This window comes from Sphingobacterium sp. GVS05A (assembly GCF_019969845.1).
Classification (GTDB): Bacteria; Bacteroidota; Bacteroidia; order Sphingobacteriales; family Sphingobacteriaceae; genus Sphingobacterium.
The window spans coordinates 174949-197585 of the sequence record NZ_JAHXYR010000011.1; the positions used below are offsets into that span (position 1 = coordinate 174949).

Sequence of the window (22637 nt, forward strand, 5' to 3'; positions counted from 1 at the left end):
GAATAGACAGTGAAGATGATAAGCGATGGTTTACATAGGTTACATCAGATGCATTGCTACTTCCTGCGAGATTTATAATTGATTATACCGTCAAACTTAGGGGATTTTAAAGCTTTAGACCATATACAAATCCGTCAAATACCATATAGTTTTCGGTCAAAAAGTGGCTTTTCAACAAAAATCAGTGGGTTTTTCGTTTCATGACCTTATTCGGTCGCCCTGTTCACGATCGCTTATATCGCAAAGGTACCACAAGATATTAGCCAGTGATTAACATCCCTTCGCTCCGGACTTTTGATATTCCGAAGGAAGCTGCCCGAACTCTTCTTTAAAGCATTGCCGAAAGTAAATAGCGCTATTGATTCCGACCATAAAAGAAACTTCGGTCACGTTGTATGCTCCCGAACGCAACAGCTCAGCGGCTTTATGTATCCGTATTTTACGCACAAGTTGATTGATATTCTTCCCCGTAATACCTTTTAGTTTACGATATAAGGTTGATTGGCTCATATTCATCTTTTCTGCCAGGGTAGCGGCATCCAATACCTCATCTTGCATATGCTGTTCTACGATCGCCACAAAATCCTGAACAAATGCATTTTCACGCCATAACTCATCTTTTTCGGTTTGCCGGTCTTCTACAAAATCCGTTGGCTGATCTAATTTGATTTTCTGTAAAATAGCATTGTTCATGACCTTCTGTTTGCGCAACAGGTTATCAATACGTTTGCGCAATACGGTTGCACCGATCGGTTTTGTGAGATACGAATCTACTCCGAGGTCATAGCCACGCTGCCTGTCCAGGTCCGTATCTTTCGCCGTCAACAGGATTAATGGTATATGGCTTGTCGAACGCTCAGCCTTCAATTTTTCAGCCAGCAAAAAACCATCCATATCGGGCATCATGATGTCGCTTATCAGAAGATCGGGTATCCTATTTTGTGCAATGTCCAATCCAACTGCTCCATTTTCAGCAACCAAAACTTCGTAAGTTGAGCACAAGGTATCTCCCAGATAGGCGCGTAAATCAGGATCATCTTCAACCAAAAGGATCAATGGGCGACTGAAGTCCATAGCTATATGATCAGATTCCGCGATCCATTCCACTATTTTTGGGCTATCAACGCCGACTTTGTTTGCTAAAAAACGGACTGATACCGTCGTTCCCGCTCCTTCCAAGCTTTTAATCTCGATCTTACCCTGATGGATAGCTGTCAATTCTTTGACCAGTGCCAGACCTATGCCCGTTCCGTGGATTCCCCTGCCGGGAATCTGATAGAACTTATCGAAAATTCGATCCATGTGGTCCGCCGGGATCCCGCGCCCCGTGTCTTCAATGGATAATACTGCCCAATGGGTTAAATTTGATTGTTCGTACTTAAGGTCCAGCCTGATATGGCCCGAATCCGTATATTTATAGGCGTTGGAAAGCAAATTATCTACAATCAACTGTATGATCTCTGCATCAAATAAAGTACGATAATCTGTTTCGGGCAAATTTGCATATATCTCAACGTTTGGTTTGTTATTTAAGGTTCGATACTTATCCACGATATCGGTAAGCATGTCACTCAAGGCCCCAGCTTCAAGTACTAGCGGTTTAAACTGCGATTCGACCTTCCTGAACTCCAGAAGTTGGTTAACCAATGTAAAAAGCCGATTAGCACTTTTTTGAACTGTATGAACTAATCCCTTGTTTCTGGGAGATAATTGCTCATTTTGAGACAAATCGTCGAGAGGTCCTAATATGAGTGTTAACGGCGTGCGCAGTTCATGCGTGATATGGGTATAGAAATTCATGCGCTCGCTATGCAACTGTTCATCTTGAAGGTGCTGGCGCTCTTTGAGTCTCAGTTCGGACTCGGCCTTTATTCTTTTGATATAAAAGAAAATAAGGGTATAGATGACCAACAAAAAGATCAGAAAATAAGTGACCTTTGCCGGCAGGCTCAGATAGAAAGGTGGTTTGATCTTAATCAGTAAACGTTGATATGACTGAGACCATTGCCCATTTTTCATGCGTGTGCGAATCAACAGTTCATGATCTCCATAGGGCACATTCCGGAAATCAAGATTAGTTTCGTTGCCCAGAAAAATCCAGTCGTTATTAAGTCCCTGCAGCTGGTATCCAAACTCGACCAATCCATCCAGCGCATAGTCCATGACCGCAAGCTCAATACGAAAGCTATTCTCGTTATGATCCAGCCTGATCTCATCAGATGATGTAAGATATTTGTCTTCCTGTGCATTGGATTCGCCGGAGCGGAAAACAATAAATCGGCTCACCCGAATCGGAGATTTTGGCAGTTTTGAGGGAATTTCATTCGGATCAAAATAACATATGCCGTCTTGCATCCCGAAATACAGGCGTCCTGCCAGATCCCGCCCCACACTTCCATTTATAAAACCTCCAAGTGGCAGGCCGAATGACTGATCGTATTGCAAAAAACGTTTTTCTTTGGGTAAAAAGCGTAGCATTCCTGACTTGGTCGAACACCAGATATGCCCATTCTGATCTTCCGAAAGGCCATTGACAAACAGCCAGGCATCGTCTCCCGGAGGCATTAAAATTGTTAAATCACCAATTCCTCGTTGCGCTTCCTGCAGAGCTATTCCCTGATTTGTCGCAATCCAGATATTGTTATTTTTATCGCATAGCAAATGATTGACGGTATTATTGCGCAATCCATTGCCGCTATCCATTTTCCGAATCAGCTGTCGATTATTATTATACACATAGAGCCCCTGCCCATAGGTTCCTACCCACATATTATCCTGTCCGTCCTCGACAAGCGCTCGTGGAGCATAGTCTCCCAGCATCGGATCGTTGATCAGTAATTTTTGTACGCTATGATTGTGCGGATCATAGATAAACAGGCCTTGGTATGCAGCAATCCAGATGGCACCGCGGCGATCTTCATAAATCGCGCGAACCTCTGACACTGGCTCACCAAGATCTATCGTATGCCAGGCTGTGGATCCGGCATAGCAAACTGCAACACCACCTTTTCGTAAACCTAACCAGACATGCTGGTTATGATCCTTGAATGAAGCCAATATAAAATCATCAGGACTGCCATTCTTTTGTGTCATCCATTTGAGTAATCTGCCATTTTTGCCCATCTCTACGATTCCCGAGCCTTCGGTAGTCAACCAGACTGCGTCTGCACCTCGGACGATAATATTACTCACTGTTGCCAGCTGATCCGGCAATAAAGACCCTGTCGGGAAAACATTAAAAAAGGGTTTGATATGGCTGATCACCCCCACACCACCGCCATATAGCGCGAGCCAGACATTCCCAAATTTGTCCGGTGTAATATGCTGCACCATGGCATTATTTCCCTTCCCCAGGTCAAAAAGCTGTATTTGCCTGACCCCTTCGACCCTTTTGTCATATCCATACCCGGGTTGTATAACAAAAAGCTGAGACGATTCTGCCCCTATCAAAAGCTTGCCTCCAAATTCTCTAATTGCATAAATAAAGGGCTCATTTCCATTTTTAGACGACGCAGACAACGATATATGCTTTAGCTGACCACTCGAGGTATGGTAGACGGCAAGCCCTTTCCGGGTGCCGATCCAGATATTTTCATATTGATCACAAAACAAAACTTTAACCTCGTTATCAGGCAATTCAGCCCCGGAATTTTGGTAAGTCAAATGTTTTAAAGATCGGCGTACCGGATCCAAGATCGTCATTCCTTCTTTGACATGGCCCACATAGAGCATTCCTTTCCGGTCTTCGGCCAAGGACCATATGCTGTTTTCCGGAAAACCCGGTAAATTGCTTCTATTGAAGTGTTGAAATTCTTTTCTGACCGGATCGAAATGCTGAATCCCCTGATGATAAGTCGCTAGCCATAGACCGCCATCCCTGGCACGGATCATATCCGTAATATCATTTGTAGCAATGGATTTTGGATCAGCCGGATCATGCACATAATAGCTGAATTTATTTGTCTTTAAATCAAGGACATTCAGACCATCAGCGCGTGTGCCGATATACAGTTTTTTATCGTCATGTAGCAGCGTATTGATCTCGTTACTATTGACGGTGTGCCCATCTTTCTTTTTAGAAGCATAGTAAGGCTTAAATGACTTGCCAGCAAATCGGTTTAATCCAAGTTCTGTCGCAACCCACATGAAGCCCTCGTCATCATGTACAATATCCAGCACTTGCTGGTTTGTCAGACCTTCGGGCAGCGAAAAAAAATGAGTCCGATCCACTTGTCCAGATACTGTTAGGCATTGCCATATTAAGATGAGAACTATCAACAATTTCTTCATGGGACAACAAAAAAAGGCAAAAAAAGGGAAATAAAAAACTATTTTCCGTACAATAAGGCCCCACCACCTGATTGTAAGGTCAATCTGACGGTTTTCTCTCGGCTTAGGCTGATCGTTTTCTGCTCCGACCCGCGTGACTTATTATCCCCGATATATTGCACAAGCTTTTCAGAAAGCATGGGCAGGTTTACTTCGATCGTCTTCTCTTTCCCTTCAGCATTCACAGCAGCGATATACCATTGCTCTTTTTTGCGTCGCGCCAGCACCACATATTTTCCGGGATAACCATCCACAAACAGCGTCTCATCCCAAAGGGTGGGAACCTGCTTCATGAAGTCGATCACATGCGCTGGCATATCCAGTAGATTATTGGGTGTCAGCCCAAAATTCTGTACCGGAGTCTGAAACAACACCGCCGTTGCCAGCTGAAATGTTTCCGTTGTCTTCCGGGTTGTCCCCCCATTGTTTTCGCGATTATGCCGTTTGTTGAGCAGTACAGGACCAAAATCCATAGCTCCAACAGTATTACGTATAAAGGGGTGCAAAGTCGCATTGAAAGCTTCTTTATCGTTGGCATCCTGTGTAAAGATGAGGTTCTCAGAGGCCAATACCGCTTCACTTCCCACGAAGTTAGGATACATGCGTTCCCAACCCCGGGGTAAGGTGCATCCATGGAAGATCACGGTCAGTCCATAGTCATTTGCATCGGCAAGAATATCTTCATACAGCTGTAATGTTTGCTGTTTGTCACCGCCAAAAAAATCCACTTTGATTCCTTTGATTCCTGCAGCCTGCATCCAAGCCATTTCCTTTTTACGCGCGATAGTCGTATTCATCCGATTTTTAGGCGTCTGAGGTGCGTCGTTCCAAAATCCGTTTGAGTTGTACCAGAGGCAGAGCCCCACTCCTTTCTCCCGGCCATAGGCCACAAGTTCCTCGATTTTACGGTGTCCGATCTGCTTGTCCCACCAGTTGTCCACCAGGACAAATTCGTAACCCAAAGCAGCAGATAGGTCGATAAATTTCTTCTGATCTTCGAAATTAATACTGCCATCCTGCCACTCCAGCCAGCTCCAGGTGGCGCGTCCAAAGGTATAAGGCTTACTTGCAGCATACTGCGGTTCGACCACATCGAAGGGAACCGTGGTTTCGACAATAGGTTTTAACGTACTGCCCACAGTGATTGTGCGCCATGGCGTAAAGCCCGGTAGCGCCAGCGTTGGAGCTGCATCGCCCATGCCATTATTTTCACCTTTCTCAGGAAAGGAAATTTTATAAAAACCCGATTTTGTGCCTTCACTGAGCTTGGTGCCACAGTAACTGCCATTCGATCCGGTTTCCGAAAGCAGTACCCAACCGCGGGTACCGACATGAAACAGTGCCGGAAAAGTGTAACCGACGCCGTATTGCGAAGGTACGCCCATCGCCTGATCCGGTACATAAGCTTCTTCATAGCTCGGTTTTGTTTTCTTCCAGCCGATCATTGGTGTCGCCTGCGCAGTCAGAAAGGTGGTGGTTGAAGCGGGAAATTTAAAGCCGCTCATTTCTTCCTCGACCCGAAAATTTGCGGGTTCACCCACCTGTGGGATACCATAACGGAATGCAATATCGTTATTGCTGACCCTAAAAATCACTACAAGCTGCTCTTTTAAGTCATTCTCCAAGGTACATTGCAGTTCATTTGCCTGATAATGTACCAACTTACGTTTGATTTTAGGTTCCTCATACGTTTGGTCAATTGCCCGGCTGTCCGAGGCAACCAAATGCAGATTACTGGCAAGATCCACCTTGTCGCCCCGCAAGCCCAAAGGCGACAGTTCTAACATTTCCTGTCCAGCCAGGCTCACGCGATAATAAAGCTTGCCCTTGTCTAACGATAAGTTTACCTCCAATTTTCCGTCCGGCCCGGCTACACGCAGTTGTTGTGCACGCAAGCCCGAAAATAGCAGCATTAACAATACGCCAAGGACGATTCGTTTTTTTACGGTCAATAAATACATCTTATATTTCATACACATTATCGATCTATTTCATTAAAAGGGCCTTCGCTCGTCATGTTGATCCGTTTTATGGTACCATCGGCACGATATTCCAGTTTGTCGATGCAGATCGATCGGCTATAGCTCCCCCCATCCGTATTGATGCCCCCATTATGGTAGATAAAATACCATTGATCCTTAAAGTTGACAATAGCCTGGTGGTTGGTATTGCTATTTCCTGCAATCTCGTTTAACAGGCCTTTGTAGGTATATGGTCCTGCGATATGATCAGCCATGGCATAAGCAATTTTCTCGGGGAATCCCGTTGCATAGCTCAGGTAGTATTTACCTTGATATTGATGCAGCCAAGGAGCCTCGGTAAATTCGAAGCCATCGAACTTAAGCTGTTTGATCTCCCCGTCAATCTCAATCATATTATCTTTCAGTTTGGCATAATAACATTCGCGGTTACCCCAGAATATCCAGGCCTGCCCGTCATCGCTTATATGTACCGCGGGATCAATACAAGCCCATGCATGGGTGGAGGCAAAACAATCCTTGTTGGTCAGGAGCGGTTTCCCCAATGCGTCCCGGTAAGGTCCTTCGGGCCGGTCAGCCACAGCAACGCCAATACCCGACCAATTGGTACTGATGTACCAGTAATATTTACCGTTTCGCTCCACGGCATGCCCAGCAAAAGCATCACCACTTTTGGCCCAGGCGAAATCCGAAATTTTCATGGGTACAGGGTATTCAATCCAATTTTTCAGATCGGTAGTTGAGAATACCAACCAATCTTTCATCTTATAGCCTTTCTGTCCACCAGCGAAGTCATGCCCTGCAAAAAGCCACAGTGTATCACCTTTGACCAGCGCCGCCGGATCAGCGGTATAATGATGCTTGATGATGGGGTTTCCCTGCGCTACAAAGTCATAGTGCTGCCCCTGTTCCAGTTTTTTCCCGGAGTGCAAGGAATCAGTCGTAGCAGTTTGCGCGGTAGCCGTTATTGTCGCAGCCACGAGCAAGGGACTAAGCAGAGTAACAATGTTGTTCATGGGTTTATAAACTAACTACTATTTGGTTTGAAGTTTAATCAGGGTAAACGAATATGGTGCGAGACTGTCTGTGAGTGTCTTGCCTTTAAACCTGATATCCGTTTGCTTTGGCTGTATATTCAATGGTTCTTCGATGCTGTTGCTGACATTAAGATCCTTGTTGGCGAGGCTGATTTTTTGGGCAACCTGTGCAAATTTTCTGTCGGTCGCGATGGCGAAACGCAAAGGCATCGGCTTGCTGTTGTAATTGACGATTTTGATCAGCAGTTCCTTCGTATTTTGGTCGTATACCGCCGAAGCGTACAAACTATCCCTTCCTGCAACGGGCTGACCATCCCTGTGAACCGAAATAATATCCGAGCCTTTGTGCGTAGAATATAATTTCTGCACCTGATAGCTAGGAGTTCCATAAACCTGGAGATTATCCACCCAAATCAAATCCGGCGACCATTGCCAACCATCCACATGTCCGAATAAGGGCGCATAAGATGCCATCTCAACAACATCGCCGTTGCGTTCGAGACCAGTCATAAATGCCGCTTCGGAAAGCGCAGCCTCCCAAGTGCTTTTTCCGGGACCATTGGGTCTGGTGGTATGTGAGGCATATTCACCTGCGAAAATCTTCGCGCCCTTGCGATCATAATTGTCGTAGCGGCTGGCACTGGACAGGAACCAGGACGGTGGTCGGTAGTAATGTTCATCGATGATGTCAATATGCATCGCCCGCAGTTTATCGTCCAGAAATTCAAAACGCTCACCTTCCGGATCCGTTCCTGAACTCGCTATAATCGCGATCTCGGGATGCTTTGCATTTAACGCTTTCTTGAAGACCGCAAGACGTTCAATGTATTGCGGGCCCCAGTTTTCGTTGCCCACACCGATCATCTTGAGGTTAAAGGGTTGGGGGTGGCCCATATCCGCACGTAGCTTACCCCATTTGGTCGCTGTTGATCCATTTGCAAATTCAATCAGATCCAGCGCATCCTGTACATATTCGTCGAGCTGGTCCATCGGCACCAGTTCGCCACTATTAAACTGACAGGCCATGCCGCAATTGAGAATCGGAACCGGCGCCGCCCCAATATCTTCAGCCAATAAGAAATACTCATAAAATCCAAGTCCAAATGTCTGAAAATAATCCGGCGTCAAACGGTGGTTAAATTCCGTGTTCCAGCGATTGATGATCAATTCGCGTTCATCGATCGGACCCACGGTTTTTTTCCACTGGAACCTGTTGGCCAGATCCCTGCCCTCGACAATACAGCCGCCGGGGAAGCGGATAAATCCAGGCTTCATATCTGCCAGCATCTGGACCATATCTTTACGCAGCCCTTTCGGTCGCCCCTTCCAGGTATCCAGAGGGAATAGCGATAGCATATCGACATCCACTGTCCCCTCGCCCGTAAACCATATCTTTAGTTTTGCCTTACCCGTCGTGGCTGTAGCCTGCAGTCTCAGCGCAGTCTCAGACCATGCTGCTGTCGCATGCAGTGGCCGTTGCGCTTCAGCGATCACTTGGTCCCCTTCGTCCATTAGCGCCACGTGGACCTGTAAGCCAGGGGCATTACTTCTATGCTGCAGACTGAATTCATACGTAGCACCCGCTTTGATGCCCATGCCCCGAAAGCCCTCATTTTGTAAGCCCAGCTTGCTGCCCGCACTATTCGTTAATCTTACATATCGCTTATTGCCCTTGCGTTGCTGATCATTAAGCAAGAGGTAAGCCCCCTCACTTGAAGCATGTTCCAGTTTTTTCCAGCCCATCCAGGGGTTGTCAAATTCAAAGGATCTATTTTTGACCAGCTCAGCATAGATTCCACCATCTGCCCCCATGTTAATATCTTCAAAAAACACACCCCACATATGCGGTGATATCTTGCCTTTGGGGTTATCCAGCTGTATATTCAATTCAACCGGCAATTGTGCGCTTGCCGAAGCTGCCAGGCCCGTTGCCAAGAGCAACATCGAAATCTTTTTTTTCATCCGTCTAATTTGCTTCATCTCAATTTTAATTAAGCTCCAATACAATCACGGAAAATGCCGGGATCTCTATATCCACAAGCCCATTTTGAACCTTCGCCTTGTTATAGGCCGAGGGTGCAATTTTTGAGGGCACCTTGAATGAGTTGTAATCCTGCAGCTTGTCGGCGCGTAAGATTCTTCCTGTGATTTTCGAAGCTTTCAGTCCGCCCAGGTCCACACGAATCTTATTCGTTTTTTTAGGATCAATATTCACGAGGGAAATATGTATGCGCCCTTTCGCATCCTGTGATGCCGATGCCGATACCGCCGGAATTCTCTCGTTGTTAAATTCAAAATCTGTCGACTGCAATGTAATCGGGATCAATTTCGCATCCTGATGTATCTTATACATCTCCATGACATGATAAGTCGGTGTCAGCACCATGCTTTTACCTTCTGTCAAGATTACCGCCTGCAATACATTGATCGCTTGAGCAAGGTTGGCCATTTTCACACGCCGGGCGTGATTATTGAAAATATTGAGGGTCATTCCTGCAATCATGGCATCGCGCATGGTATTTTGTTGATACAGAAAGCCCGGATTTGTACCCGGTTCGACTTCATACCAACCACCCCATTCATCCACGATCAAATCAATATTTCCTTTCGGATCATATTTGTCCATAATGGCGATGTTCTTCTCGACCAGTTCATTCATAAACCAGGCGGACTTCATGGTTTTAAAATATTCCGCTTCCGAAAAATCTGTTGCTGAACCTTTTTTGTCCCAATTGATCACCGCATAATGATGCAGCCCCATCCCCTTCATCAAGCTGCCTGGAATATTTTTAAGGAGCGTTTCCGTCCAGTTATAATCCGCACTGTTCGCCCCGGAGGCAATTCGGTACAGTCCAGCTCCGTTGGTCCAGTCAGACATAAACGTAGCGTACTTGCGGTAGATATCCGTATAGTAATCCACGGTCATATTGCCGCCACAACCCCATGATTCATTTCCTACGCCCCAGAATTTCACCTTCCAGGGCTCTTGGCGCCCATTCTTGCGCCGCCAGTCCGACATGGGACTTTTGCCGGCAAAATTTACATATTGCACCCAATCGGCAAGCTCCTGCACCTCGCCGCTGCCCACATTTCCGGCCAGATACGGTTCAGCCCCCAGCAGTTCGCACATGTTCAGAAAATCATGGGTGCCAAATGAATTGTCCTCGGTCACCCCGCCCCACCAATTGTTGACCATGGTTGGACGCTGCTCCTTAGGACCTATTCCATCCTTCCAATGGTAGGTATCCGCAAAACAGCCACCGGGCCAACGCAGGTTGGGGATATTCAGGTTCTTGAGGGCTTCGATGACATCCGTCCGCACGCCATTGGCATGCGGAATCGAGTCATTCTTTTCTCCCACATAAAAACCATCATAAATACAGCGTCCCAGGTGTTCGGCAAAATGGCCGTAAATATGTTTGCTGATCGTAAATTCCTGCGCCGAACGTTCCAGTTTCATGCTACTCTGCCCATGGATCACTCCACTGATCAGCATGAAAGCAATTCCTAGTTTTAAATTTAGTTTCATCATAAAGAGAATTTTATTTCACCGTAAAACGATATGCTGTTTTTGAACTATACTTTTCGCCAGGTTTTAATACCGTTGATGCAAAATTGGGGTGGTTTGGAGCATCTGGAAAATGCTGCGTTTCCAGGCAGAAAGCCGAGCGGAAAGGATAGCTTTTTCCGGCTTTTCCCTTCGGATCATCCGCAGTCATAAAGTTGCCGCTGTAGAACTGAAGTCCAGGTTCGGTCGTGAAAATATCCATTTGAATACCTGTTTTAGAGGCGTACACCGTGGCGACTTTCTGAAAACCAGCATTCTTGTCGAGCTCAAAATTATGATCATACCCCTTTCCGATCTTCAGCTGCGCGTTCTCATCTTCAATATGGGCGCCCATGAGCCGTGGTTTTGTAAAATCAAATGCCGTACCCGATACAGGCAAGCTTTTTCCTGTAGGAATCAGCGTGTTGTCCACTTCCGTGATCGCTTTGGCATCAATCTGCAGCTCATGATCCAGGATGGACGGATCACCGGCACCATTGAGGTTAAAATAAGCGTGATTGGTCAGATTTAAAACAGTCTCTTTATCCGTCGTAGCCTGATAGGCAATGTCCAGACCACCATTTTCTTCCAGTGTATAAGTGACCTGCATCTTGACCGTTCCCGGATATCCAGCCTCCTGATCCGGAGATGTATATGCCAAGGTAATTGAAGTATCACTATTGTTGACCACATCCCACACCTTGTTGTATACACCATTGGTGCCGCCATGTAGCGAATTATCGCCATCGTTTTTTTCCAGCGCATAAGTTGTACCGTTCAGTGTAAAAGTAGCTTTACCGATACGGTTACCATAGCGCCCGACTATCGCGCCGTAAAAATTATCTGCATTGTCCTTATATTCTTTCGCCGAATCGTAACCCAATATCACATCAGTCATTTTTCCATTCTTCTCGGGAACGCTAAGACTTACCAAACGTGCACCATAATTTGTCAGCGTCACGGCTAGTTTATTGTTCTTCAAGAGGTATAAACGGACATCCTTTCCATCTATCCGGCTATCAAAAGCATGGCTTGCGGCGGTATCCAGCCCAGCATGCTGCGGATTATTTTTTGTTGAATTGGATTGGCAGCCGTAGGTCAATAAAGCGCAGGCTAACAGACCAATAATCATTTTATCTTTCATTAATTATTCAGGTTTTAATTCCATCTTTCCGATGGATTTTCTCCTCGTTAACCCAGGAGAAGGTGTATAAATGGATTAATTATTCAACAGCATACCTTATCCTACCAAAAACGAACATATATTGCGGTTACCATCAATAGTGTTACCACGATCAGTGCAAGTACCGATGGCTCCACTTTAAACATTGAACGATCCAAGACAAATGCTTTTGGATTGATTTTCGGGCCGAATAAACTGACGCCGATCATAGCCAACATGGTAAAGGCAAATGCCAGTCCCATACAGATCTGGAAAGGGATCTCATAAACGCCCGCTTTATTTGGGTAAGCTGTATAGATCCATGTTTCGGGACCAAATACCTTCGTTGCGAACTCATTAAAAAATACAGACAGGGCGAAACCTGCAATCAGGCCGGTGATCGCCGCTGCACCAGTCGTTCTTTTCCAGAACATGCCCAGTAAAAACATTGCGAAAACGCCGGGACTGATAAACCCTGTATACTTTTGGATAAATGTAAATCCACCGGCACCCCCGATTCCCAGGCTATCATTCCAGGTAAATAATACCGAAAGTAAAATCGAAACAACGATCGTGATTTTGCCTACCCAGACCATCTTTGTTTCACTGGCATCCTTACGGATGTATTTCTTATAGATGTCGAGGGTAAAGATCGTTGCGATGCTGTTAGCCTTTCCCGCCAATCCAGCTACAATAGCTGCTGTTAGCGCCGCCAGCGCAAGTCCCTTCATTCCATTGGGCAGGTAGCCCAATATCGCTGAATATGCATTATCTGCATGGAATACACCGCCTGGAGCCATCTCCTGCTGCAAGGCCCCATTTTTATAGAGGACGTAAGCCGCAATCCCCGGGAGCATCACAATGATGGGCATAAACAGCTTGAGAAAACCCGCAAAGAGAATCCCAGTGCGCGCGGTCTTTAGATCGGCACCCAAGGCCCGTTGCGTGATATACTGATTGCAGCCCCAGTAATTGAGGTTGACGATCCATATCCCTGCCAGGTACATTCCGACTCCCGGTAGCATCAGATACTTATTGATTTCCTCTTGACTGGCCCCGGCTCCCGGTTTGGCCACAAACAGGTTAAAATGCTCCGGAGCGTCTTCCATCAGCTTATTAAATCCAGCAAGCACATCCTTGCCCAATCCAAAATGCTCGCTCACCAGGGTCAGCGCGACATAAGTCGTCGCGATACCACCGACAATCAATACCACTACCTGAATGACATCGGTAAAGCCAATAACACGCATTCCGCCAAGCGTAATGATGACAGCAAATACGGCGAGGGCAACGGTGATGGTATGGAAACTGTCCCCACCTCCGGCCATACTCGAAATGGCTATCGCACCCAGATATAAAATCGATGTGAGATTGACAAATACATATAAAAACAGCCAGAAAATAGCCATGATCAAGCTGGTCGTCTCGTTGTATCGATTATTTAAAAATTGTGGCATCGTGAATATCTTGTTTTTCAGATACACTGGTATAAACCACACCGCGACAATGATGAGTGCGACAGCAGCGATCAGTTCGTAGGCCGCCACAGCAATGCCCACTTCAAATCCATTGCCACTCATGCCAATAAACTGTTCCGCCGAAATATTCGATGCAATCAAGGAGGAGCCGATTGCCCACCAGGTCAATGAACCTTCGGCCAAAAAATAATCCTTACTGCTGCTTAAGCTATTGTTTTTTTGACGATAGATATAATAACCATATCCCGCCACAATGAAGAAGTAAACCACGAAGATCACGTAGTCTACCATTGCAAATTTTTCCATATTTTCCCTAATTGGTTGTATTGCTAAGCGACCTTCGGATAGCATTCAGGTACCCGAAGATCACTTGTCTCTATTATTTAGCAAGTAAATAATAAAGGTCATTCCATTTCAATTGATTTTCGAGTTTTGCCACCGTGGTATCCTCGTCGATCAGTACATATTCTATTCCGGCCATACGGGCAAAATCTTGCAGGTATTCCGGTGTTAAGCATAAGCTATACGCCGTATGATGCGCTCCACCGGCAAGGATCCAGGCACTGCAGCCCGTTTTCATATCCGGAAGCGGCTTCCACAGCACACGTGCAACGGGAAGCTTTGGCAGTTCGGCCTGCACCTCTACGCCCAATACCTTATTGACGATCAAACGGAAATGTGTTCCCATATCCACAAGCGAAGCATTCAAGGCATCGCCAGATTGACCATTGAAAACCAGGCGGGCAGGATCCGCTTTGCCGCCGATACCCAGTGGGTGAACCTCAATACGTGGTTTTCCGACAGCCAGTGCAGGGTCTACCTCCAGCATATGCGAGCCCAACACCATGGCATTCTGCGGGTCAAAATGGTAGGTATAATCCTCCATGAAGGCGGTAGTTCCAGCCATGCCCGCTCCCATGACCTTACAAGCCCTTACCAATGCCGGCGTCTTCCAGTCCCCTTCACCTGCAAAACCGTATCCTTCAGCCATCAGGCGCTGTACCGCCAGTCCCGGAAGCTGAACCATCCCGTGCAGATCCTCAAAAGTATCTGTAAAGCCCTTAAAGTTCCCCTGTTTCAAAAACTTGCGCAGCCCCACCTCAATCTTAGCCGCCTCGACCAGATTATCATGGAATTCAGCACCCGCCTTCACATTATCCGCCAGTTCATAATTGGCCTCATACTCCGCTAGTAAAGCATTGATTTCATCGGCCGTACTGGCGTTGATGACCTCGACCAGATCCCCAACGGCATAGGTATTGACCGAAAAACCAAATTGTGTTTCCGCTTCAACCTTGTCGCCATCCGTCACCGCCACGTAGCGCATATTATCGCCGAAGCGTGCAAATTTGGCTCCCTGCCAATCATGCCAACCCGCTGCCGCCCGGCACCAGACATTGATCCGCTGGAGCACCTCCGCATCCTGCCAATGCCCTGTGACGACTTTCCGTCCTATTTTGAGGCGGCTGACGATATGTCCAAATTCACGGTCACCGTGTGCACTCTGATTTAAATTCATAAAATCCATATCAATGCCACTCCATGGAATGTCGCGGTTGTACTGTGTATGGAGATGCAACAACGGCTTTTGCAATGCCTTTAAACCCCGTATCCACATTTTCGCCGGGGAAAATGTATGCATCCAGGTGATGATACCGATACAATTTGCTGTGCTATTTGCAGCCGTTAGCGTCGCATAGATTTCATCCGTATTTTTTACGATGGGTTTATACTTCACCGTTACCGGAATCAGGGTCTGGTCATTCAGATAATGTGCAATTTCTTCTGCATGTGCTGCGACCTGTTTTAATGTTTCTTCACCGTATAGATCCTGGCTGCCAACGACAAACCAGACCTCGAGTTCTTTTAAATCGATATTCATTTTTCAATATTAGTTTCGTTATAGATTTTGTCAAACAACAGGCTACTGGCCATAGTAGGCATTAGTACCGTGTTTGCGCTCATAATGTTTTTTGATCAATGCCGGCTTCAACCGTCCAGCCTTGGGGTTAATCTGCTCGGTCAGCCAGGCCATTTTGGCCACCTGTTCCAATACTGCACTGTTGTAAACAGACTTCATTCCATCCTTACCCCAGGCAAATGGCGCATGATTTCCGACAAGGATCATTTCCACTTCCTTATAATCCAGTTGTTGCTGATTGAAGTGATTGATGATCTGAAAGCCCGTTTCATGTTCATAATTGCCAGCAATCATCTCATCATCCATCGGCGGCGCGCAGGGAATATCCGATGTTAAGTGATCGGCATGCGTCGTCCCGAAAATGGGTATATCCCTTTGGCTTTGCGCCCAGGCAGTGGCATATGTAGAATGGGTATGGGTGATGCCGCCGATATCCGGCCAATGCTTATACAGCACCGCATGTGTCTTTGTATCTGATGAAGGCCTAAGTTTGCCTTCGATTACCTGTCCGTCAAAGTCTACCACCACCATCAGTTCGGGAGACAACTCTTCGTAGGGCACACCACTGGGTTTAATCGCAAAAACACCTTGCTGACGGTCGACAACGCTCACATTTCCAAATGTAAAAAGCACGAGCCCCAACTGCGGCAGCTGCATATTGCAGCGATAAGCCTCTTCTTTAATTGAATTATACATACTACTCATTTTGTGGTTAAACAGTAACAGGTAGTGATACACTACTTTCTACAAAAGCACCAAGGGCTTTATATTTTTCATAACGTTCGGCATAGCGGGGCACCCATTTTTCCTGCGGTTCATAAGTGCATTCAAAGCCCTGCCCCATGGCTTTCATAGCATCCTCTACCCGATCATATAATCCGGCAGCGGTGGCTGCAAACATGGCAGCACCAAGTGCACAGGTCTGCTCGCTTTTATGGATACGAATCGGCATATTCATTACATTGGCCATCATCTGCATAATAAAAGGCGATTTTTTGGCTACGCCACCAAGTCCGATCAGGCCCTTTATTGGGATCCCCTGATCCACAAAGCGCTCCACGATCGCTTTGGCGCCAAAGCAGGTCGCCTCTGCAATTGCCCTGAAGATAGCCGGAGCATCGGTACCGAGCTGCAATCCCATGATTGCCGCTTTGAGCGACTGATCCGCATCCGGAGTCCTACGGCCATTGAGCCAGTCTACCGCCAGTTCCGAATCCGCAGTTAGTGGCAATTTGCTCGCCTTTTCACTTAATCGCAACAACAATTTGTCTTCCAGTGTCGCCAGCATATTTTCACGCATCGTATCGCTAAGTCCCTCCATCTCTGGTATCAGATTGTATGTTGGCCATAAGAGCAACTGCTTTAACCAGGCATAGGCATCTCCAAAAGCAGACTGACCAGCCTCCATGCCAATCATTCCGGGGATGATGGAACCGTCCACCTGACCACAGATACCCTTTACCAATACCCCCTTCACATCTTCTTTTGGGGCAACCAGCATATCGCAGGTGGATGTTCCCATCACTTTGCTCAGGTAATAAGGTTCAATCTGCCCACCTACGGCACCCATATGGCAATCGAATGCGCCCACACCAACGACAACGGAGGTGGAAAGACCCAAACGCTCAGCCCATTCCGGAGAAAGGCTTCCCGCCGGCCTATCCGAAGTGTAGGTTTCTGAAAACAGGCGATCGACGAAGCCGTCCAACAGGGGGTCAATGCCGGCGAAGAATTCATTGGGAGGTAGGCCACCAAATTCAGCAGCCCAGAGCGACTTGTGCCCAGCAGCACAGACACTACGCTTAATGGCGCTAGCCTGTTTTCCACCCGTTAACAAAAAAGGAATATAATCACAGTGTTCCACCCAGCTAAATGTTGCTTGGCGCACCTGCGGATCCACTCTAAAGGTATGGAGCAATTTGGCCCAGAACCACTCCGAAGAATAAACGCCCCCTACGTATTTCAGGTAATCAAAAGCATCGCGTTGGTTGTACCGATTAATCTCTTTGGCCTCCTTGACAGCGGTATGATCTTTCCAGAGGATGAACATGGCATTGGGATTATCCTTGAACTCCGCCAGTAATGCCAGCGGCACACCCGCTTCATTCACAGCAACTGGTGTGGAACCCGTGGTGTCCACCGAAATTGCTTTGACCAGCTCCCCTATATTTTGTATCCCGGATTTTTGTAAACAATCTTTTACAGTAGCTTCCAGGCCCTCGATGTAATCCAGGGGGTGCTGTCTGAACTGGCTGAGCGCAGCATCACAAAACTCACCCCTTTTCCAACGCGGATAATAAAATACGGAAGACGAAATCTCCGCCCCACAACTTGCATCAACCAAGACTGCACGGACAGAATCGCTGCCATAATCTATCCCGATGACATATGATTTACTCATTTTAACTGAATTTGGTTTATAATCTATAATTCGATTTAAAGCTTATTTTTTGGCGTTTGTCCAGTTGGATAATGGGCCTAAAAATAATTAGTGTCAAATTAACATTTATTTTTTTAAATATGAAAGAAAATTTTCATATTTAAAAAATTGAACTATCTTCATCTCATCGAAATAGGTTAAATCCGAGGGTGATAGGTACAAGGTTTTAAGTTTGATCAAATAAATCGATCAAAGCAAAAGAGAGACAAAACAATAAACAATGGAATATTATAGAGAAGACTCAGCAATCCTTTTAGCAGTAGATTGTATCATCTTTGGGTTTAATGGCGAATCCCTGCAGGTATTACTGATAAAACGGGATTTTGAGCCGGAGCGAAACAAATGGAGTTTGATGGGAGGTTTTGTTCAACCGGACGAAAGTCCTGAACTAGCTGCCAGCAGGGTGTTAAAAAAACTGACGGGACTTGAAAATGTATACATGGAACAGTGCAGTGTTTTTGGTGATCCAAAACGTGAGCCCAATAGCCGGGTTGTCAGTATCTGTTATTTTGCGCTGATAGATACGCAAAAATATACACATATTTTAAGCGAGGAGTATGAGGCAAAATGGTTTCCATTACAAAACTATCCGACTTTAATCTTCGATCACGACCAGATGATTGCTTCCGCACAGCATCGACTGCGAATGAAAGCAGCGCTCTATCCTATTCTATTTGAATTATTGCCAGAGAAATTTACCATTCCCCAGATTGCAGCTTTATACGAGGGGGTATACAATATCGAATTTGATAAACGCAATTTTAGCCGCAAGTTGCTTTCTTCGGATCTCATTATCAAATTGGATGAAAAGGACAAGGAAAATTCCAAAAAAGGCGCTTTTTATTTTAAATTGAATACAGCCATATATAAGGAAAAAATCATGTCGTTTTTGCGCTATTTACCAAGCTGGTTTCCCGAAAACTAATCCGGTAAAACAGTGGCAAGTCCGCTGTTGATACGAGTCCTTTTTTATTCATTTATAATTGTTCAAGCTTTCGTTCGGTATCTGAAGCTCTTTTTCTGTCCGACCGTGAAAAAGAGCATATCCGAAATATCGGAAAAGGGATTTTAAGCGAATATGAAAGTCCGATTGACAGCCATAGCCAAGATGCCATTGTCAGTTTTATAGACCTGTTGCTGGTCTATTCGCAGTGGTTTCGCCACTTGAATTTAGAAGAAAGATGGCTACAGGCTAATATCAAATTCATAAAAGCCTTCCGTATCTTGAGAAAAATTAAATTTTGGCATTAGAGGCGATATCGAAGTGATAAATTACGCCAAATCTCGGTCGCAAAGTGCTGATCCGAATGCATATTTTCGAAAAACCAGTTGTCTCCTCTTTTTACTAATTTTTGATCAATTCCATCAAGCAAAATTGGCAACTCCGTATCGAGCTTTGATAAAGACTTTTTCAACAACACCAGTTGGTAATCCTGTCCTTTGTAAGTTAAACGGAACACCTGTGAACGATGCTGCTCTCCGTTTACACTGTCAAATGTGCCTTGCATAAATATAAACCTTCTAAAATTTTTAAAATATAACAATTACGCCAATACGAATACAATGAAAAGTATATTAATCGAGCGAAAATCAGATCAACATTTTATACTTTTTATAACGAATATCAATAAATAATCGTGCCAAAATCTATCATCTTTTCTGTAAAAAAATGATAATCTGTCATCTTTTTTCCGACTTTGATTTTTGTACAATGTTTCACCTCTAAGGTTCGGACAATTGTTTAATTGGCCTTTCGCCTGCGGTTCTTTCGATGTCCTATTCTTGTGTTTAATGGCAATTTACCATTTCCCCCTTTCTTTACAAAAACAGTTCAAGAATCCGCGGACTGTAGGCCAGTAAACCTGAACTGGATATATTCTAAATTAGAATATATTTAAACTAAAATAGCTCGTAATAAATATGTTTTTAGTATATTTATGTATTAAAAAATTGATGGCGGCAATAAACAATTCAGGATATGAGAATTCTCTTAACCGGTGTTACAGGGTATATCGGAAAACGTCTTTTACCTGTGTTGTTGGAACAGGGACACGACGTTATTTGTTGTGTAAGGGATAAGGATCGTTTTTATCCATCGGCAATCTCGGACCATGTTCAAGTTATTGAAGTCGACTTCCTGGATAAAGAAAGTTTAAAAAATATTCCGCTTGGAATTGATATAGCCTATTTCCTGATCCATTCTATGGCAACCCAATCCGGTGATTTCCAGCAGATGGAAGCCGAATGCGCTAACAACTTCAGAAACATTATTGAAAAAACCAACACGCAACAGATCATATATCTGAGCGGAATAATTAATTCAGACCGATTATCAAAACATCTCGACTCGAGGAGGAATGTTGAAAGCATATTGGCCGACGGGCGGATTCCTATCACTACCCTGCGCGCGGGCATCATCGTTGGCTCTGGAAGCGCCTCGTTCGAGATCATACGAGATCTGGTGGAAAAACTCCCCATTATGATTACACCCAAATGGTTGCAAACCAAATGTCAACCTATCGCCATACGCAATGTGATCGAATTTATGATCGGTGTAATCGCTAACCCACATACATTTAACAAAAGCTATGATATCGGTGGTCCAGACATCCTGAGCTATAAAGAGATGCTGCTGCAATATGCTGCCGAACGAAAACTTAGGCGAAAGATCTATATTATTCCGCTCATGACGCCGAGGCTCTCATCCTACTGGCTTTATTTTGTTACTTCGACTTCCTATAACCTGGCCAAAAACCTGGTCGACAGCATGAAGGTCGAAGTAATCTGTAAACCAAATAATCTAGTGGACGAACTCGGTATTAAGTTGATCAATTATAGAGGATCCATACAATTAGCTTTTCAAAAAATTGAAAGCGACAATGTTGTGTCGAGCTGGAAAGACGCACAGACCAGTAAAATTTTATCGGGAGGGCTCACCAGGCTACTTGAAGTGCCCAGTTATGGTTGCTTTAAGGATATCCGTAAGGCTTCGCTCCAAAATAGTGACGCATCATTGACCAAAATCTGGTCCATTGGGGGAAATTCTGGCTGGTATTATGGCAATTGGCTCTGGAAAATCCGTGGGTTTATGGATCAATTGGTCGGTGGCGTGGGCATGCGAAGGGGACGAAAAAATAAAAGCGATCTTGCAGCAGGCGATGCACTTGATTTTTGGCGCGTACTGATCGCAGATAGAAAAGCGAAAAGACTACTGCTTTATGCGGAGATGAAGCTCCCGGGCGAGGCCTGGTTAGAATTTAAAATCGAAGATAATGTCCTGATACAGACGGCGACCTTTAGGCCCCTGGGCATCGCCGGAAGGCTATATTGGTACGCTGTATGGCCCTTCCATGGCTTCATATTCAGGGGCATGATCAACAGGATCGCTACAACTTAAAAATAAGAATTCATATACTATGATGTATAATGAAAACGCAATTGCTGCATTTGAGAGAAGATATCGTGCTAATTTTATCAACTCGTTGGACGGGTTTAAAAGCCTGGTACTGATCGGCACAAAGAACAGCGACGTTAAAATTATGGTTTGGTTTAGCCAATGAGGAGCAACTGGAGCTATCGACCGCTATTGCGTCCATCTTAGAACAGGATCAGGAACGTGTTATTACTGCCATAGCTGATGCGCTTAGCGAAGAGTCGGATGGCAATTACTTTATTGAATACGGTATCTACCATCCACAAGACCCGAATGGTAGACTCATGCCGGCACGGGTAAAATGTTTTACGATACGTTAATATGCACCCTTCCACAAGGTCATGGCAACAGGGTAATGGAGGGCATTTAGTCAACAAATAAAGCATGCGTCATTTTGGCTACAATCAAGCTCAATTTGGAAACAGATACCCTACGCCTTCTTTAGACATTTGTGGTATGGAATCAAACAATAACACGATGCAAAAGACAATTTTCATTACAGGAGCTTCTTCCGGTCTGGGAAAAGCAACTGCCAAACTATTTCAACAGGCGGGTTGGAATGTGATCGCAACCATGCGAAATCCCGAAAATGAAACCGAACTTACCGAGATCGAAAACATTACACTATTAAAATTAGATGTTACCGATCCTGCCCAGATCAAAGAAACTGTAGCAAAAGCAATCTCTTTAAGCAAAATTGATGTCGTTTTCAATAATGCGGGTTATGGGTTAATGGGAGCGTTTGAAACATTGAGTGACGAAAAAATACTTCGCCAGATCAACACGAATCTGTTGGGGGTATTGCGCGTTACACAAGCATTTATTCCCCATTTTAAAGCACAGAAAAGTGGTTTATTTATTTCGACCACATCAATTGGTGGATTTATGGGATTCCCGCTACATTCCATGTATCATGCGACAAAATTCGCTTTGGAGGGCTGGAGCGAAAGCATGTCCTTTGAATTGAAAAAGTTTGGAATAGCAATCAAAACAGTTGCTCCGGGCGGAATAGCAACAGATTTTGCTGGCCGTTCTTTGGATATGAACCGAACTTCCGACTATCAGGACATTGAAGACAAACTGTTCGAACAAATGGGTCTGATGATGCAAAATGCATCCACGGCCGAGCAAATTGCCCAAGTGGTGTATGAAGCTGCAACGGACAATAAAGATCAAATACGTTATCTGGCAGGCGAAGATGCACATGCGCTCTATGAAAGACGACTACAAATCGGGAAAGAAGCCTTCAGGCAAGAAATCGCAAAACAATTTGAGGCATAATTTTTAAAAGAGCAACTGTCTCTCCGGGCA

The 22637-nt window shown here is 45.2% G+C and carries 14 protein-coding genes; 3 read left to right on the forward strand and 11 right to left on the reverse strand.

Features of this window, described 5'->3' with window-relative positions:
• Window positions 1-270 precede the first annotated feature (270 nt).
• The 10 genes from LC454_RS23885 to LC454_RS23930 form a co-directional block, all read right to left on the reverse strand.
• Complete coding sequence (locus LC454_RS23885) at window positions 271-4290, reverse strand: two-component regulator propeller domain-containing protein (RefSeq protein WP_223584962.1); 4020 nt, start codon at window positions 4288-4290, stop codon at window positions 271-273.
• A 38-nt stretch (window positions 4291-4328) separates the two neighbouring features.
• Window positions 4329-6302 (reverse strand): glycoside hydrolase family 97 protein, encoded by a 1974-nt coding sequence (locus LC454_RS23890; protein ID WP_223584963.1) that lies wholly within the window; start codon window positions 6300-6302, stop codon window positions 4329-4331.
• Between the two features lie 5 nt (window positions 6303-6307).
• Window positions 6308-7324 carry a glycoside hydrolase family 43 protein gene (locus LC454_RS23895; RefSeq protein WP_223584964.1) on the reverse strand — a complete coding sequence of 339 codons (1017 nt, stop codon included), beginning with the start codon at window positions 7322-7324 and terminating at the stop codon, window positions 6308-6310.
• An 18-nt stretch (window positions 7325-7342) separates the two neighbouring features.
• Window positions 7343-9325, reverse strand: coding sequence for an alpha-L-arabinofuranosidase C-terminal domain-containing protein (locus tag LC454_RS23900; protein ID WP_223584965.1), 1983 nt, complete (start codon window positions 9323-9325; stop codon window positions 7343-7345).
• 7 nt (window positions 9326-9332) lie between these two features.
• Window positions 9333-10877 carry an alpha-N-arabinofuranosidase gene (locus LC454_RS23905; RefSeq protein WP_223584966.1) on the reverse strand — a complete coding sequence of 515 codons (1545 nt, stop codon included), beginning with the start codon at window positions 10875-10877 and terminating at the stop codon, window positions 9333-9335.
• Window positions 10878-10887: 10 nt separating this feature from the next.
• A complete protein-coding gene (locus LC454_RS23910) occupies window positions 10888-12036 on the reverse strand; it encodes an aldose epimerase family protein (RefSeq protein ID WP_223584967.1) in 1149 nt (382 codons plus the stop codon).
• Between the two features lie 101 nt (window positions 12037-12137).
• Entirely contained in the window at window positions 12138-13838 is a 1701-nt protein-coding gene (locus LC454_RS23915) for a sodium:solute symporter family transporter (RefSeq protein ID WP_223584968.1), read from the reverse strand.
• Between the two features lie 73 nt (window positions 13839-13911).
• Window positions 13912-15414, reverse strand: a complete 1503-nt coding sequence (araA, locus tag LC454_RS23920) for an L-arabinose isomerase (protein WP_223584969.1) — start codon at window positions 15412-15414, stop codon at window positions 13912-13914.
• Between the two features lie 42 nt (window positions 15415-15456).
• Window positions 15457-16149, reverse strand: coding sequence for an L-ribulose-5-phosphate 4-epimerase (locus LC454_RS23925; protein ID WP_410528670.1), 693 nt, complete (start codon window positions 16147-16149; stop codon window positions 15457-15459).
• A gap of 16 nt (window positions 16150-16165) precedes the next feature.
• Complete coding sequence (locus tag LC454_RS23930) at window positions 16166-17854, reverse strand: ribulokinase (RefSeq protein WP_223584971.1); 1689 nt, start codon at window positions 17852-17854, stop codon at window positions 16166-16168.
• A 259-nt stretch (window positions 17855-18113) separates the two neighbouring features.
• On the opposite strand from LC454_RS23930, the gene LC454_RS23935 reads away from it, so the two are divergent.
• Window positions 18114-18818, forward strand: coding sequence for an NUDIX hydrolase (locus LC454_RS23935; RefSeq protein WP_223584972.1), 705 nt, complete (start codon window positions 18114-18116; stop codon window positions 18816-18818).
• Window positions 18819-19140: 322 nt separating this feature from the next.
• Here the strand turns inward: LC454_RS23935 and LC454_RS23940 are convergent, their stop codons facing one another.
• Window positions 19141-19401 carry a hypothetical protein gene (locus tag LC454_RS23940; protein ID WP_223584973.1) on the reverse strand — a complete coding sequence of 87 codons (261 nt, stop codon included), beginning with the start codon at window positions 19399-19401 and terminating at the stop codon, window positions 19141-19143.
• A 470-nt stretch (window positions 19402-19871) separates the two neighbouring features.
• On the opposite strand from LC454_RS23940, the gene LC454_RS23945 reads away from it, so the two are divergent.
• Complete coding sequence (locus LC454_RS23945; protein WP_223584974.1) at window positions 19872-21290, forward strand: SDR family oxidoreductase; 1419 nt, start codon at window positions 19872-19874, stop codon at window positions 21288-21290.
• Window positions 21291-21803: 513 nt separating this feature from the next.
• Window positions 21804-22607, forward strand: a complete 804-nt coding sequence (locus LC454_RS23950; protein ID WP_223584975.1) for an SDR family oxidoreductase — start codon at window positions 21804-21806, stop codon at window positions 22605-22607.
• The last annotated feature ends 30 nt before the right edge of the window (window positions 22608-22637 follow it).